Annotated in this window: 17 protein-coding genes; 12 read left to right on the plus strand and 5 right to left on the minus strand. The window is 56.3% G+C overall.

What is annotated here, in order from left to right:
* Window positions 1-87 precede the first annotated feature (87 nt).
* Window positions 88-1,083, minus strand: a complete 996-nt coding sequence (locus tag AB8880_05980) for a GlxA family transcriptional regulator (GenBank protein ID XDZ66925.1) — start codon at window positions 1,081-1,083, stop codon at window positions 88-90.
* Between the two features lie 214 nt (window positions 1,084-1,297).
* Between AB8880_05980 and betC the strand changes: the two genes are divergently transcribed.
* The 12 genes from betC to AB8880_06040 all read left to right on the plus strand — a co-directional run bounded on the left by betC (window position 1,298) and on the right by AB8880_06040 (window position 12,082).
* Entirely contained in the window at window positions 1,298-2,809 is a 1,512-nt protein-coding gene (betC, locus tag AB8880_05985; GenBank protein ID XDZ66926.1) for a choline-sulfatase, read from the plus strand.
* Between the two features lie 2 nt (window positions 2,810-2,811).
* On the plus strand, window positions 2,812-3,954 hold the full coding sequence (locus AB8880_05990; protein XDZ66927.1) for an SRPBCC family protein: 1,143 nt from the start codon (window positions 2,812-2,814) through the stop codon (window positions 3,952-3,954).
* Complete coding sequence (locus AB8880_05995; protein XDZ66928.1) at window positions 3,951-4,736, plus strand: SDR family NAD(P)-dependent oxidoreductase; 786 nt, start codon at window positions 3,951-3,953, stop codon at window positions 4,734-4,736. Before AB8880_05990 ends, AB8880_05995 begins: the two co-directional genes overlap by 4 nt.
* 10 nt (window positions 4,737-4,746) lie before the next feature.
* Window positions 4,747-5,682 carry a 3-keto-5-aminohexanoate cleavage protein gene (locus AB8880_06000; GenBank protein ID XDZ66929.1) on the plus strand — a complete coding sequence of 312 codons (936 nt, stop codon included), beginning with the start codon at window positions 4,747-4,749 and terminating at the stop codon, window positions 5,680-5,682.
* A gap of 111 nt (window positions 5,683-5,793) precedes the next feature.
* A complete protein-coding gene (locus AB8880_06005) occupies window positions 5,794-6,552 on the plus strand; it encodes an SDR family NAD(P)-dependent oxidoreductase (GenBank protein ID XDZ66930.1) in 759 nt (252 codons plus the stop codon).
* 20 nt (window positions 6,553-6,572) lie between these two features.
* Window positions 6,573-7,508, plus strand: a complete 936-nt coding sequence (locus tag AB8880_06010; protein XDZ66931.1) for a 3-hydroxyacyl-CoA dehydrogenase NAD-binding domain-containing protein — start codon at window positions 6,573-6,575, stop codon at window positions 7,506-7,508.
* Window positions 7,505-7,699, plus strand: a complete 195-nt coding sequence (locus AB8880_06015) for a hypothetical protein (protein XDZ66932.1) — start codon at window positions 7,505-7,507, stop codon at window positions 7,697-7,699. The genes AB8880_06010 and AB8880_06015 overlap by 4 nt, the downstream gene beginning before the upstream one ends.
* Window positions 7,699-8,631 (plus strand): DMT family transporter, encoded by a 933-nt coding sequence (locus AB8880_06020; GenBank protein ID XDZ66933.1) that lies wholly within the window; start codon window positions 7,699-7,701, stop codon window positions 8,629-8,631. Before AB8880_06015 ends, AB8880_06020 begins: the two co-directional genes overlap by 1 nt.
* Window positions 8,632-8,716: 85 nt before the next feature.
* Complete coding sequence (locus AB8880_06025) at window positions 8,717-9,154, plus strand: YeeE/YedE family protein (GenBank protein ID XDZ66934.1); 438 nt, start codon at window positions 8,717-8,719, stop codon at window positions 9,152-9,154.
* Window positions 9,155-9,164: 10 nt separating this feature from the next.
* Window positions 9,165-9,578 (plus strand): DUF6691 family protein, encoded by a 414-nt coding sequence (locus AB8880_06030; GenBank protein XDZ66935.1) that lies wholly within the window; start codon window positions 9,165-9,167, stop codon window positions 9,576-9,578.
* Window positions 9,579-9,582: 4 nt separating this feature from the next.
* Window positions 9,583-10,968, plus strand: a complete 1,386-nt coding sequence (locus tag AB8880_06035) for an aminotransferase (GenBank protein XDZ66936.1) — start codon at window positions 9,583-9,585, stop codon at window positions 10,966-10,968.
* Window positions 10,969-11,032: 64 nt separating this feature from the next.
* Complete coding sequence (locus tag AB8880_06040; protein XDZ66937.1) at window positions 11,033-12,082, plus strand: extracellular solute-binding protein; 1,050 nt, start codon at window positions 11,033-11,035, stop codon at window positions 12,080-12,082.
* Between the two features lie 82 nt (window positions 12,083-12,164).
* Here the strand turns inward: AB8880_06040 and AB8880_06045 are convergent, their stop codons facing one another.
* The 4 genes from AB8880_06045 to AB8880_06060 are packed head-to-tail and all read right to left on the minus strand — an operon-like array spanning window position 12,165 to window position 16,162.
* Window positions 12,165-13,268: an ABC transporter ATP-binding protein gene (locus AB8880_06045; GenBank protein XDZ66938.1), complete on the minus strand. Its 1,104-nt coding sequence runs from the start codon at window positions 13,266-13,268 to the stop codon at window positions 12,165-12,167.
* Window positions 13,269-13,275: 7 nt separating this feature from the next.
* Window positions 13,276-14,091, minus strand: a complete 816-nt coding sequence (locus AB8880_06050) for an ABC transporter permease (protein XDZ66939.1) — start codon at window positions 14,089-14,091, stop codon at window positions 13,276-13,278.
* Window positions 14,088-14,954 (minus strand): ABC transporter permease, encoded by an 867-nt coding sequence (locus tag AB8880_06055; protein XDZ66940.1) that lies wholly within the window; start codon window positions 14,952-14,954, stop codon window positions 14,088-14,090. The genes AB8880_06050 and AB8880_06055 overlap by 4 nt, the downstream gene beginning before the upstream one ends.
* Window positions 14,951-16,162 (minus strand): aromatic ring-hydroxylating dioxygenase subunit alpha, encoded by a 1,212-nt coding sequence (locus AB8880_06060; protein ID XDZ66941.1) that lies wholly within the window; start codon window positions 16,160-16,162, stop codon window positions 14,951-14,953. Before AB8880_06060 ends, AB8880_06055 begins: the two co-directional genes overlap by 4 nt.
* Window positions 16,163-16,183: the final 21 nt, after the last annotated feature.

Raw genomic sequence — 16,183 nt, forward strand, 5'->3', positions numbered from 1 at the left:
CCCCTTCTTGCAAGTAAAAATATATTCATGCATTTCCCGCTTACCGAAAACAGGCGCCGGGGCAACCCCCTTATCTGCCCTGCCTGGCTAGCGAGGCGGGATGTCGGCGCGGAACTGAAATGGTGTTCTGCCCTGAAGACGGCCTGCCGAAGGCGTGAGACCAAATCTCTTTTTATAGGCGCGGGAGAAATGCTCACGCGAGGAAAACCCGCTTGCGACGGCAACCTCAAGCAGGTTCAAATCGGTCTGGGTGACCAGCCGATGCGCATGCGAGAGGCGGATTTCCAGATAATTTCGCACCGGGGACTGGCCCGTATACTGAACGAATATCCGATCCAGCTGACGCTGGGAGATACCGGCCTTATGGGCAATCTCGCTGATTTTCAGCGGCTGATCGAGATGTGACTGCATGATATTCAGTGCCTCGGCAAGAATCCGGGGAACAAAACCGCCGCCGGACATGTGGAAATCGGTCTGGCGTTCCACCCCTGTCCGGATGCGTTCATGGAAGACATAGGACTGAGCCGCCTGCGCCAGATCAGCACCATGAACTTCGCCGATCATGGTAAGGGCAAGATCGAGCGTCGCCACCCCGCCTGCGGCACTGAAGCGCGACGCTTCAAGACTAAACAGTCCCGCATCGATATTTATATCCGGAAAGATTTCCCTAAGGGCGGCGATATGTTCAAAATGGACCACATAGCGCGCCTCACCGAGCAGCCCCGCATAGCCAAGAAGGAATACACCCGTATCAAGCCCGCCCAGTCTGGCCCCGGCCCGGGCCTGCTGACGCAGCCAGTTGAACAGCTGCGGCGAACGATGCGCTTCGGGAGTCCAGCTCGAATTGACCACCACCATGTCAAACACATCAGCCAAATTCTGCTGATCGAGTGGCCCGGCCGCCATGACCATCCCGTTGCTTGCCCTGATCGACGATCCGGAAGGGGACAGTATCGTCCATTCGTAAAGACGGATGCCTGAAAGATAATTGGCGGCGCGAAACCCATCAAGAAAGGCTGTTGCCGCGAGCAGGTTGAAATCCGGCACAAGGATCATGCCGATCCGGGTTGTTTTCGCATCCATGATCCGCATTTGAGCAATCCTTGCGGCCGGCGGAACCCTGTCCCCCCATCCCCTGCCAAGAGGGTGACTTCAGGCCAAGCACATGTCTGAATAAGTCATTTATATGGCGATTTATTACATGTGGCAAGGCAGGTTTTCACCCAATATCAAAGAGTGTATCGGACCGCGCCAATATATGTGCCCGGTTTCACCCTTTTTTCTTGAGGAAAAAAAGATGAGTTCATCGCCGCCAAACATACTGCTCATCATGGCTGACCAGCTGGCGCCGCAATTTACCGGTGCCTATGGTCATCCTATCGTCAAAACCCCGCATATGGAGGCGCTGGCCAGCCGTGGCAGCCGATTTGATGCCGCCTATTGCAACTCACCGCTCTGCGCCCCGTCGCGGTTCAGTTTCATGTCGGGCCAGCTCATCACGCGGATTGCCGCCTATGACAATGCGGCGGAATTTCCAGCCTCGATCCCGACCTTTGCGCATTATCTGCGCCAGGCCGGATATCGCACCTGCCTTTCGGGGAAGATGCATTTTGTCGGCCCGGACCAGCTGCACGGATTTGAAGAGCGCATCACCACCGATGTCTACCCTTCCGACCACGCCTGGACACCGGACTGGGAGATGCCGGATGAGCGCATCGACAAATGGTATCACAATATGGACTCGGTCAAGGAAGCCGGGGAAGCCGCCACCACGTTTCAGATCGAATATGATGAGGAAGTGGCGTTTTTCGCTCGCCGCAAGATTTTCGAATATGCCATGGAAAAGGTCGCCCCTTTCTGCATGGTTGCAAGTTTCATCCACCCCCATGATCCGTATGTCGCCCGCCCGGAATGGTGGGGGCTTTACAAGGATGTGGAGATCGACATGCCCGGCGACATTCCTGAGGCGGATGCCCATACAAAACGGCTCATGCACGGGATCGAAGCTGACCGGACCAGCGTCAGCGAGGATGAAATCCGCACCGCGCGCCGGGCGTATTACGCCAATACCTCCTATTTTGACAGCAAGGTGGGGGAGCTGCTTAAAACCCTCGAAGAAGCGGGCCTTCGCGAGAACACGGTTGTCATCGTCACCGCCGACCATGGTGACATGCTCGGTGAGCGCGGGCTGTGGTACAAGATGAATTTCTTTGAACATTCCGCCCGGGTGCCGCTGATCATGGCCGGGCCGGGGATACAGCATCAGCGCGTGGACAGCGCCTGCTCCCTTGTGGATATTCTGCCGACCCTCAATGATATTGCCGGTATCGCACCTGATCTCGGCATGCCGGTGGATGGACGCTCGCTCTGGCCGGTTGCCACGGGGGGAAGCGACTCCAAGGATGAAGCGATCGGGGAATATTGCGCGGAATGTGCCTCGCATCCGATCTACATGATCCGCCGCGGTCACCTGAAATATATCCATTGCGATATCGACCCGCCGCAACTCTATGATCTTGCAAAAGATCCCGATGAACGGCACAACCTGGCCACAGACCCGGGCTACGCCGCCGAAGCCGCCACCTTTGCCGAGGAGGTTGCCCGGCGATGGAACAGTGATATCATTCGTCAAAACGTCATTGCCACCCAGCGCCAGCGCCGGGCGGTGCATCAGGCGATGCAGGAAGGCAGGCTGACCTCCTGGGATTACCAGCCGCATCGTGATGCCGCAAACGAATATGTCCGCAACCATATGGACTGGACGGTGGCCGCCGAGAAGACCAGATTCCCGCCGTTTTCAAGGAAATGACCATGCCCGGAGATAAAATCGCCATGACGGCGGAAAGATTGTTCAACGGCTGGGATGACCGCCCTGCCCGCTCACTTTCCATGCACAAGGATGCCTATATCGATCCGCGCTGGCTCGAAGTGGAGAAAAAAGAGATATTCCATCGCTCCTGGCAATTCCTCTGCCATGAGGAAACCTTGCGAGAGTGCGGCCAGTATGTCGCCATGAACATTCAGGGCCAGAGCATTGTCGCCATCCGCGGCAAGGATGGCGAGTTGCGCGCCTTTTATAATGTCTGCAAGCATCGCGGGCATGAACTCCTCAACGGCAGCGGCCAGACAAAACGGGTGATCTGCCCCTATCATGCCTGGTCCTATGATCTGGACGGACGGTTTCTTGAAGCCCGGCAATCCCGCTTCATCGAGGATTTCAACCCTGAGGATTTCTGTCTTGATCCGGTCCGGATTGAAACCTTCTGCCATCTTGTCTTTGTCAATCTTGACCCGCAGGCACCGCCGCTCGCCGAGCAATCGGGCAATCTGGCAAAGGAGATCATGCAGCATGCACCTGATCTGGGCCAGCTGACATTCGCCCACCGGCTGACCTACAGGATCAAGGCGAACTGGAAATCGGTGGTCGATAATTTTCTTGAATGCTACCATTGCCCGGTGGCGCATCAGGATTTCTGTACGCTTATCGAAATGGATACCTACAAGGTCGAAACCCACGGGATATATTCAAGCCACATGGCCAAGGCCGGACGCAGCGACAACAAGGCCTACCGTACCGATGGCGCGAGGGTTACCGATCACGCGGTATGGTATCTCTGGCCCAATACGACGCTGATGCGCTACCCGGGGCGGGGCAATTTCATGGTCTGGCGGTTTTACCCGGACGGGCCGGAAGAAACCTATGAAGAATTCGACTTCTTCTTTGAAAGCGCTGATCTGGTGGATGAAGAGAAGGACGCGATACGATTTATTGATGATGTTCTCCAGCCCGAGGATATCGGCCTTGTGGAAAGCGTGCAGCGCGGCATGCAGACCCCGGCTTACCAGCAGGGCCGATATATGGTTGACCCGGATGGCTCCGGATTGAGCGAGCATGCCGTCCATCATTTCCACGGCCTGATCCGCAAAGCCTATCTGGGGGAGAAACTCGCATGACGGCCGAGAGGGAAACAGCAGCTTCCGCCCCGCTTGCAGGCCGGATCGCCCTGGTGACCGGCGGAACAGGCGGGATCGGCACCGCGATCTGCGCCCGGCTTGCCCGCGAAGGCGCAACGGTGATTGCAACAGATCGCCAACGCCCGAAAGGTGACCTGCCGGATGGGGTGCGCTTCTGCCATACCGATATCACCGATGATGCCAGCATTCGCGCGACAATCTCAACGCTGGAAGCTGAATTCGGCAAGATCCATATCCTTGTCAATGCCGCCGGGATCGAGATTGAAAAAACCATCGAAGATACCAGTCTTGAAGAATGGAATCATATCTTTGCCGTCAATGTCACCGGAACGTTTCTTGTCAGCAAACATGCCCTGAACCTGATGCGGAACGCCGGCGGCGGCTCGATCATCAATTTCGGCTCCTATGACGGATTTATCGCCGATCCGGGCCTTGCCGCCTATTGCGCGACCAAGGGCGCTGTCCATGCCCTCACCCGTGCCATGGCCTGCGATTACGGCCCCGAAGGTATCCGCGTCAACGCCATCTGCCCGGGATATATCGACACGCCGATGCTGCAGAGTTTCTTTGGTGACAGCGGTGATATCGAAAGCCTGCAGCAGGCCGTCCGTGATGTGCACCCGATGCGGCGCTATGGCACCCCCGATGATGTGGCGGGGCTGGTAAACTGGCTTGCTGGTGACGAGGCACGCTATGCTTCGGGGCAGCTCTGGGTTCTTGACGGCGGCCTGACCGCCCAGGTTCAGCAAATGAGATTTTAGGAGGAGTACCATGGCAAAAGCAAAAAGCGTTATCATCACCTGTGCGGTTACCGGCGGCATTCATACCCCGACCATGTCACCGCATCTGCCCGTGACCCCGCAACAGATCGCCGCTGATGCGATTGCCGCCTCCGATGCCGGGGCGTCGATCATCCATCTGCATGCACGCGACCCTGAAACAGGTAAACCCACCGCTGATCCGGATGTCTTCATGCAGTTTCTGCCGGTGATCAAGCAAAGTTCCGAGGCGGTGATCAATATATCCACCGGCGGCGGGCTCGGCATGACCCTTGACCAGCGACTGGCAGCAGCACGGCGGGCAAGCCCGGAGATGGCCTCGCTCAATATGGGATCGATGAATTTCGGTATCTTCCCGATGCTGGAAAAATACAGCGAGTGGAATCATGCCTGGGAGCCTGAATTTCTCGGCATGACAAAGGATTTCATTTTCAAGAATACTTTCAATGATATTGAAACTGTACTTAAAGATTTAGGAGAAGGTCACGGCACCAGGTTCGAAATGGAATGCTATGACCTCGGCCATCTTTATACGGTGGCGCATTTCGTCGACAAGGGGCTGATCAAGCCGCCGTTCTTCCTGCAGCTGATCTATGGCATCCTTGGCGGTGCGGGCGCGGAGATCGATAATCTTGTCCATATGAACACGGTCGCTGACCGCCTTTTCGGTGATGATTACGAGTGGTCGGTGCTCGCTGCGGGCAAAAACCAGATGGGGTTTGCCACCACCGCCGGACTGCTTGGCGGGAATCTGCGGGTCGGTCTCGAAGACAGCCTTTATATCGGCAAGGGTGAACTTGCCCGGAGCAACGCCGATCAGGTCAGCAAGATCCGCCGCATTGTCGAAGATCTGTCGCTGACGGTCGCCACGCCTGAAGAAGCCAGGCAGCGACTGGCGCTCAAAGGTGGCGATGCGGTTGGTTTCTAGAAGAAACAAGGGGAAACCATGTCTGATGATACCGAACTGCTCTTCCATGGAGATCATGGCACGTCATGTCATGATCGGCCATGACCAGACTTGAGCCGGAGCACGCCGCCCATGCCTGAAGGGAAAACAGCACTTGTGACGGGCGGCAGCCGCGGCATCGGGGCCGGGATTGTCCAGCGCCTCACCGCCGACGGGACCAGGGTGATTACCTGCGGGCGTGGCCCGCGGCCGGGCAATCTTGCGGGGGAAGTGGACTGGATTTCGGCCGATGTCTCCGACAGCGGCGATGTATCGGTGCTTTTCACCCATATCGAGACGACGTATGGACGCCTTGACCTGCTCGTCAACAATGCCGGTGTCCAGGTGGAAAAGACGGTGGCGGATTCCACCGATCAAGACTGGAACGAGGTGATGGGGATAAACGCCAAGGGCGTGTTCCTCACCATCCGTGCCGCAATCCCCCTGATGATCCGGGGTGGCGGCGGAAGTATCGTGAATATCGGCTCCATCTCCGGCAATCACGCCGATCCTTCCATGGCGCTCTACAATGCTTCGAAGGCTTTCGTCCATGGACTGACACGATCGGTTGCGGTGGATCATGGCAAGGACGGGATCAGGTGCAACGCGGTCTGCCCCGGCTGGATCATGACCGGCATGGCGGATGCGGCCTTTGCCCTCGCATCTGATCCGGAAAAAGCACGGGCGGACGCACTCAACCGCCATGCCGCCGGGAGATTTGGCAAACCCGAAGATATCGCCGCCGCCGTTGCCTGGCTGCTTTCCGATGAAGCGCAATTTGTCACCGGCCAGACCCTGACGGTTGATGGCGGGCTCGTCGCCGCCACCCCTATCCGACCCGAGTTAAGTTAATCCTTTTTACGAGATATATAATGAAAGATATTGATAGAGTTGGAATTATCGGATCAGGAGTTATAGGGGCAAGCTGGAGTGCCCTGTTTCTTGCCTCGGGCCGTGAGGTGGTCAATTACGATCCCAATCCAGATAACGAAAACCTGACCAAACGCTATATCGAAAAGGCCTGGGGGCATCTTGAAGAGCTGGGAAGCATCACCGATGGCGCCTCGCCTTCACGCATCCGCTTTGTCGGTGATCCCGCCGCGGCGGTCGAGGGATGCGGCTTCATTCAGGAAAGCGTGCCCGAGCGTCTTGAGATCAAGCATGAAACCTACAAGCGAATAGAACCTGCCCTTGGGGAAGATGCTGTTTTGTCGACGAGTTCGTCCGGTCTGCTTCTCGGTGATATGCAGGCCGGGCTTAAAGATGCGTCCCGGCTCATTGTCGGCCATCCTTTCAATCCGCCGCATCTGATCCCGCTGGTGGAATTGCTCGGCAACGCAAATACCGCCGGAGGCGTGCTTGATCGGGCGGCAGAATTTTACTTGTCCTGCGGCAAGGTCACCATTCGCGTGAACAAGGAAGTTCCCGCCCATGTTGCCAATCGTCTGCAGGCCGCGCTCTGGCGTGAGGCGATCAGCCTGGTGGCCGAGGGCGTGGCCAGCGTCGAAGATGTCGACAAGGCGGTGACGGCGGGGCCGGGGCTCAGATGGTCGGTCATGGGGCCGCATATGCTGTTCAGCCTTGGATCCGGTGGCGGCGGCATGAAAACCTTCTGCGAGAGATACGGGCCGAGTTTCCGCAGCTGGTGGGATTCCATGGGCACGCCTGACCTGACACCTGAAGTGATTGACCTCTTGGAGCGGGGTATCCGTGAAGAAGAAGACGGCCGTGATTTTGATACCCTTTCGGCTGAACGTGATGCTAAACTCATCGCCAGCATGAAAGCCTTGAAGGGAATACAGTCATGACCGGAGCGCCGAAGCCTATCCGCGCGAGCATGGAAATCATCTGGCACCTGACCTGCGGGGAGTGCAGCTTTTACTGGACATATCCGACCATGAATCTCAAGGAAAATATCGATGCCAAGCCGATGCACTGCCCGCTTTGCGGTGCCCGCAGCCTGATCAAGACAGAAACCTCACCTGAAAGTCCGGGCTGATGTCATCACCATCGAGGTCCCTGCCCGCCGTCTCTTCCGGCGCACAGGCGTCGCTGGGCAGCCTGTTTTTCATCTGTGCCGTGGTGGTCTTCGCCACCCAGGACGGGATTTCCAAATATCTTGCGCTGAGCTACAGCGTCTTTTTCATCGTCATGGTCCGGTACTGGGTGTTCGGGATCTTTGTCCTGGCCATCAGCATGCGGAAGCCCGGCGGTATCGCCGCTGTTGCACGTTCAGCGGTACTGCCGGTACAGATTTTCCGCGGTGTCCTTCTGGTGATCCAGATCTGCTGTATTGTCTGGAGTTTCGGGCATATCGGCCTGATCAACACCCATAGCGTCTTTGCCTCCTACCCGCTGATGGTAACCGCCCTGTCTGTTCCCCTGCTCGGGGAGAAGGTCGGCCTGCAGCGATGGCTTGCCATCTGCACCGGGTTCACCGGCGTGCTGATCATCCTGCAGCCCGGCAGCAGCATTTTCACCCCGGCCTCGCTTTTCCCCTTGGGTTTTGCCGTCATGTTCGCGCTCTATAACATTGCCACCCGCTATGTGGCGAGGTTCGACAAGCCTGAGACAAGCTTTTTCTGGACCGGTATCAGCGGTGCGCTCACCATCACCCTGATCGGCCCGTTTTTCTGGGACCCGATGCAGTCCTCAATTGACTGGATGTGGATGGTGATCCTCAGCATCACCGGTGCGTTGGGGCATTACCTGATGATCCGGGCGCTGGACCTGACCGAGGCCTCCCGGGTGCAGCCTTTTGTCTTTCTGCAGATGGTTTTTGCCAGCGGGATCGGCATTGTCATTTTTCAGGAAGAACTCCGCCCCACCACCATGCTCGGTGCTGCCATCGTCATCGCCTCGGGGATGTTCACCTTCTGGCGGGAGCGGCTGCATGCACGAAGGGAAACCCTTGCCCGGCGGCAGGGATGATCCGGCCTGCCGCTGAAGACTGGCTCTTGTCTTTATTGCTGGCGCGTTTCATAATCATGACGTTAATTTAACTCCTGAGGTTTTCATGCAGATCGATCTTGATCATTTCACGCCCTACCTGTCCTTGACCGGCGGGGTGCTTATCGGGCTTGCGGCGCTGTTGCTGCTCCTTCTGAATGGCCGGGTGATGGGGATCAGCGGCATTATGGGCGGGCTTGTCAGCCCCGGCATGGAGCCAGGTGACCGCAGCTGGCGCCTTGTTTTCGTCATCGGCGTCATCCTCGGCCCGTTCCTTGTGATGCAGATGACGGGGGATGCCATTGAAATCCGCCCTGCCGCCTCCGGTTTCTGGCTGATGGCAAGCGGGCTGATCATCGGCCTCGGCACCGCTATCGGTTCGGGCTGCACCTCCGGTCACGGTATCTGCGGGATGGCGCGGCTTTCCATCCGCTCGATTGTCGCCGTGATGATTTTCATGGCCAGTGCCGTCGTTACCGTCGGTCTTGTTCGTCACGTTTTTTGAGGATATCGCCATGGTTCTTTTTGCTTCACTCATCACGGGTATTCTCTTTGGTGTCGGCCTCGCCCTCGGCGGTATGCTGGACCCATCCAAGGTGATCGGGTTTCTTGATATTTTCGGCCTCTGGGATCCTTCGCTTGCCTTTGTCATGGGTGGCGGTGTTATTGTCAGCGGGATTGGCTATCGTCTTGCGATGCGTCGCAGCAAGCCTCTCTTCACCGATGCCTTCCAGCTTCCCACCAGCAACATGATTGATCGCCCCCTGGTGATTGGCGCGGTCCTCTTCGGCATCGGCTGGGGGGTGTCCGGGCTTTGCCCCGGCCCGGCGCTGGCATCTGCCCTGCTCAACCCCGGTGACGGTATCGGTTTTCTGTTTTTCATGATTGCCGGTCTTGCTCTGGGACGTGTTATCAAAAGAAGGATGTAAACCCATGACTGATACCAATCGCGTCCGGCCAAAGGATATCCAGAAATGGGATAACGATCATGTTTTTCATCCCTGGGAATCCATGGGGGTGGAAAACGCTGACCTGGGTATTATCCATGAAGCCAAGGGTATCTACATGACCGATCCCGATGGGCGCCGGATGATCGACGGACCTGGCGGCATGTGGTGCGTCAATATCGGGCACGGCCGGGAAGAGATGGCCCTGGCTATTTCAAATCAGGCCAGCAAGCTTGGCTATTCAAGTCCATGGACATCGGCAACAAAACCCTCGAGCATCCTTGCCAGACGCATTGCCGAGAAAACGCCGGGGGACCTCAATACCGTCTTCTTTACAACAGGCGGATCATCGGCGGTGGATACAGCGCTCAGATTCGTGCATTTCTACAACAATATCAAAGGCAGGCCTGAAAAGAAGATCACGATTGCCCGGGAAAAGGGATATCACGGCTCCACCTATCTTTCGGCCAGCGTTTCAGGCAAGGAACGTGACCGCAGGTTTCTTGACACGAACAAGGAGATGGTCCGCTTTCTGCCCAATGTGAACCCTTATATCCGCCCTCAAGGGATGAGTCTCGAGGCCTGGCGGGATGAAAAACTGGCTGACCTGGAGAACATGATCCTCGAAACCGGGCCGGACAAAGTTGCGGCCTTCATCGCCGAGCCCATCCTTGCCTCGGGCGGGGTGATCGTCCCGCCGGAAGGATATCACAAGGGATGTCTTGAAATCTGCCGGAAATATGATGTGCTCTATATCTCGGATGAGGTAGTCACGGGTTTCGGCCGACTTGGTCACTGGTTTGCCTCGGAAGAGGTGTTCGGCATCACGCCGGATATCATCACCTGCGCCAAGGGGCTGACTTCGGGCTATGTTCCCATGGGGGCGGCGATCTTCTCCGACAGCCTTCTTGCGGAAATTCAGGATGAGGAAAACGACGGTATCCTGTTTTCAAACGGCTATACCTATTCCGGCCATCCGGTTTCTGCCGCCGCCGCGCTCAAGAACATGGATATCATCGAAGATGAAAACCTGCTCCGGCATGTGCGCGAGATCTCGCCACATTTTCAGGACCGGCTCAAGCAGCTCGGGGAAAAGCACCGGATCGTCGGCGATGCGCGCGGGATGGGGTTGCTTGGCTGTCTTGAAGGTGCCGCCGCGCCCGGCAGCCCTGAAAGCGTGAAACTCCCCATTGATCTTGAATTCGGGCACCGCATGGATGTGGCTGCGGAAAAACGCGGCCTCCTGGTACGGCCCATCATCAATATGTGCGTCTTCTCACCGCCGCTGGTCATCACCAGAGAAGAAATCGATACAATGTTTGATATTCTTGATGATGCGATAGAAGAAGTTCAGGCGGAAATGCTGCCTTAAATTTTCAGTTGTTGCCGCCCCTATCCATGCTAGGATAAACCCATCTAATCCGGGAGGAACTGAAATGAATGTATTTAGAAAAACTCTGATGTCGGCGGTGGCGGTGGTGTCTTTGTCAGGCGCTGCTCTTGCCGCCGATAGTGAACTCGTCGTTTTTGACTGGGCTGGCTATGAAGATCCGAACTTCTTCCAGGCTTATGTCGACAAGCATGGTGATGCGCCGACCTATTCCTTCTTTTCCGATGAAGAAGAAGCTTTTCAGAAAATTCGGGCAGGTTTCAAGGCTGATCTTGGCCATCCCTGCTCGCAGTCGGTGATCAAATGGCGCGAAGCCGGCATTATCGAGCCGATCGATACATCACGGCTCAAGAACTGGGACAAGGTGATCCCGAATTTCAAAAACATGGAAGGCTTCAATGTGGGCGGCAAGCAATGGGTGATGCCGGTGGACTGGGGCGCAACAGCGCTCACCTACCGCACGGACCTGGTTTCCGAATCCGAAGCTGCAACGCTGCAATCTTTTGCCGATCCCAAATTCGCCGGGCGAATTTCCGTTGTTGACAACGTTGATGATGCCTATGCGCTCGGCTTTCTTGCCACCGGCGTAACGGACTGGAACAAGGCCACCATGGCTGACCTTGACAAGGCCTCCGCTTTCCTGCGCGAAGTTCACAAGAATGTCCGCACCTACTGGCAGGACGGCGCTGAAGTCCGCAGCCTGATGGCCAGTGGCGAGATTCTCCTGTCCTGGTCCTGGAACGAAGTGGCGGTTATCCTTGAATCCGAAGGGGTGCCGGTCGGCATGAATCGCGATACCAAGGAAGGATCCTCCACCTGGGTCTGCGGTTATGTCATGCTCAAAGACGGCAATGGGTCAAAGGACAAGGCCTATGACTTCCTCAATGCCTGGCTTGAAGAAAGTTCCGCCAACTACATCGTGACCGAATGGGGTTATGGCCATTCCAACGGTGAAGTGATGGACGCCATTGGTGAGGAAAACGGCTTTGGCACGCTCGAGAGCTATTCCAAGAACACGCTCTGGCAGGCACCGATCTCCCCTGAAATGCGGGAGAAGATGATCAAGGAATTCGAATTGATCAAGGCCGGGTTCTGAGGATTTTCAGCAACAAGGAAAAGGCGGGGTTATCCCCGCCTTTTTTATGCCGGAAATCCGGAGATTATCGGCGGGCGGCCTGTCAACCCAACAAGAGAAGCGATTCCCGGCCAAGGCCAAGCCTTGTTTTCTCACCTATATCGAGAACCCGGCGGCCGGCGGTGTTGCGCATCGATACCGTAACTTCCCTGTCAAGACCATCCACGGCAACGTCATAATAGGTCATGTCGCCGTAATATCCTGTATTTGTAATCGTGCCCGAAACCTCAATTTCGGCCTTGTCCTTGGATGAATAGAGAACGGTCAGCATTTCAGGCCGTATGCCGATGGACACCTTACCCGGTGCCAGAGGAAGAGGCATCTGATCGGGGGCGATGGTCATGCTGCCGAGGGGGCCTGCATCGATATCAATGCCCTTCTTCGTCACCGATTTGAGCGTCCCATCGATAAAATTCATGATCCCGATGAAGGAGGCGATGCGTTTATCCAATGGGCGGCGATAAAGAACCTGGGGCGTGGCAAGCTGGGCAATCTCACCATTGAACATGACGGCGATCCGGTCACTCATGGTGAGTGCCTCTTCCTGATCATGGGTCACCAGGATGAAGGTGATCCCAACGGTGCGCTGCAGATTTCTGAGCTCAACCTGCATCTGCTCCCGCAATTTGCGATCCAGCGCCGAGAGCGGCTCATCAAGGAGAAGGACCTTCGGCTTCATGATCAGGGCACGGGCGAGCGCCACTCGCTGGCGCTGCCCTCCTGAAAGAGCATGGGCAGGACGAGTGTTATACCCTTCGAGATCAACGAGGCTGAGCATCTCATTCACCCGCGCCAGCAATTCCTGTTTCGGGAGTTTCTGCTTCTGCAGCCCGTAAGCCACGTTTTCCTGAACATTGAGATGCGGAAAGATCGCGTAGGACTGAAAGACCATGTTGGTGGGGCGATGATTGGGTTCAACCTGATCCATGTTCTGCCCGGCAATGACGATGCTGCCCGCATCAGGATGCTCAAATCCGGCGATCAGACGCAGCAGGGTTGTCTTGCCGCAGCCGGACGGCCCGAGAAGGGAGAAAAACTCGCCTTCCCTTATGACGGCATCGACGCCATTGACGGCGCGGACTTCGCCAAAGGACTTCTGGACGGATTGAAGCTCCACCATCGGCCGTGTATCAGTAGAAACACCCATGTTTTCTTTATCCCTTCTGAATTCCTTGTGACCCTGCCCCGATCAGTGCGGCTGACTTCTTGCGGTAATACTCCCCCAAAGTCAGCAGGATCAACGACAGGACGAGCATGATGAAACCCAAAGCCATCACGCCGGGCAGTTTTGACGGGAACCTGAGCTGCGACCAGATATAGACCGGCAGCGTCGGCTCTGTTCCGGTAAGGAAAAACGCGATGATGAACTCATCAAGCGAAAGCGTAAACCCGATCAGCAGGGACGATATCAGCCCCGGCATGACCAGGGGCAGGATTACCCGGAAAAATGTTTCCCGCCGCGTCGCCCCAAGATCAAGCGATGCTTCTTCGAGGTATTTGTCCATGTTGTTGAAGGCGGAAAGAAGAATGGCGATCGAAAAGGGCATGCAGATCAGGACATGCCCGAGAATGACGGTCCAGACATTGAGCTCGATCCCGAGCTGCACCAGCACGATCAACAGAGCAACGCCGACAATGATCTCCGGCAGGACAAGAGGCAGCATCAGGAAGGACATCATCGGCTTCTTGCCGAGAAAATCATATCGCGCCGCCGCCCGGGCCGCGAGCACCCCGAAACAGGTGCTCAACACCGATGCCGACAGCGCCACGATCAGCGAATTTTTAAGCGCCACGATCAACGTGCTCTCATGCTGAAGACCTTCGAACCATCTGAGGCTGAACCCTTTGAGCGGAAAGGCGATGATGGCGCTGTCATTGAACGCAAACAACGGCAACAACACCACCGGCGCGTAGAGAAAAACAAGATAAACGCCGACAAAAACAGTCAGATATCTGGGTGAGCTCATCATACCTGCCTCCGGAGATAGCGCCGATTGAGGAAGACAAAACACGCCGCGATCATGCCGACAATCAACATCGCGGACACGGCAAGCGCGGCGCCGAGCGGGGCGTTGTTTGCCTTGGAAAACTGAACCTGGATCATGTTGGCAATCATCAGCCCGTCGGTGCCGCCGACAAGTTTGGGCGTGATATAGTCACCGATGGTGGGGATGAAGACGATCAGCGATGCGGCGATGATCCCGGGCATGGCCAGCGGCAGGGTTATCCGCATGAACCGGCGGAACGCGGTATCGCCGAGATCACGGGCAGCTTCAAGGAGCGAGCGGTCAATTTTCTCAAGCGCAACATAGATCGGCAGAATGGCAAAGGGCGCCCAGGCATGGGCGAGGGAAATCACCACGGCATTGGCATTGTAGAGGATGAAGGTGAGCGGCTCATCGATGAGAGACATCCATTGCAGGGTGGAATTCAGCACCCCGTTATAACCGAGGATGATTTTCCACATGAAAATCCGCAGAAGATAGCTTGTCCAGAAGGGAATCGTGATCAGAAAAATCCACAGCGATTTCCGTCTCCCTCCGTAAAAGGAAATGAAATACGCCATGGGAAAGGCGAGAACGACCGTTGAAAGTGTCACCAGGAATGAGATGACGAGCGAGCGCTGCATCAACATCCGGTAGACAGGATGAGACCAGGCTTCTTCATAATTCGCCATGGTCAGCGTGCGATCAAGATCAAGATAGTTCTGTGTCCAGAAACTGAGCAGCAGCATCATGAGCAATGGTGCGGCCAGCAACAGAAGCGAAAAGCCGAACGGCCCGGCAATCAGTTTAAGTCCCGATCGGGTCTCCCGCGAAAACCATGATTTCATCCGTATTTTCCATCCTGATTTTCAGCAAGAGATTGATTGCACTCCAAGAGCGTTCCGGCCGGGGGCTCTTCTTCTCGGGCCATGACGGGCATGGCCTTGCGCAACCTGTCATGGTAGCTGCGCACGCCGCTTTCGAGATCAGAAAGAATGACCCCGTCAAAGGCGCTTGACTGGATGGCTTCCTGCACCCAGACGGTCAGCATGCGGTCTTCCTCGGCGGTAAGATTGTCAATCCGCGATGAAAGATACCGGGCGGCACGGGTAACGCGATCCTCATCGGCCCGGCGGTAGATCGCACCGCGGATGGCGGTTTTATCCACCCCGAGCGGAATATCCTGATAGAAGATCACCGAATCCGGATAAAGGGCGAGCACGCTGTTGGGATAAATTCCCATATACACCCATTGCCGAGGCAGGCTCCTCCAGGGTTCGGGCAGATGATCGAGAAGCTTCCGGTAGTTCCTGACCGACCAGAGACGTGCCGGGCCATCATTCAGCACCCCGACCGACCGGAACGTGTCCCCGACCATGGCATCATCAACATAATCCTTGCCATAAAGATCATGCAGGCCGGGGTGAGCCATGGGAACATGGTAGCCTTCATTATCCACATCACGGACGGATTTCCAGTTCACTTGTGCGTTTTCCATCAGGTAGATGCCATCTTCGGACGGGCAAAGGTCTTCCAGATGATAGGCCGATGCTTCGCGCTCAAACCTCTTCAATACTTTTGCAATCGACGGCTGGGGGCCTTCCTGAAACCGGATAAAGACGAAACCGTGCCAGATTTCCATCTCCACGGGTTTCAGCCCCCATTCCACCGGGTCCAGTTGAGGAAAACTGCGCGGTTTTGCCGGGGACCGAAGACGACCATCAAGCTCAAAACTCCAGGCATGGAAGGGACAGGTCACCACCCCGGGGCAATTCCCCTTTTCTTCTGCCACCACACGTGAGCCGCGATGGCGGCAAAGATTGTGAAACGCGCGGACAACACCATCCTGCCCGCGGATAATCAAGGCACGTTCGCCGACCAGATCAAAAGTAATGAAATCCCCGGGCGAGGGCAGATCCGATATATGGCAGACCAGCTGCCAGTACTGGCGGAAAAGGGTGTTGCATTCCAACTCATACAGTTCCGGGTTGGTGTAGCACCAGCCAGGCAGGCCTTCCCTGCCTTCGGTGACATTATGCTGATAATGTGTATCCATGACGTTTCGTTAAGGTTACTT

The sequence above is a fragment of the Alphaproteobacteria bacterium LSUCC0684 genome (assembly GCA_041228335.1).
Classification (GTDB): Bacteria; Pseudomonadota; Alphaproteobacteria; order Puniceispirillales; family UBA1172.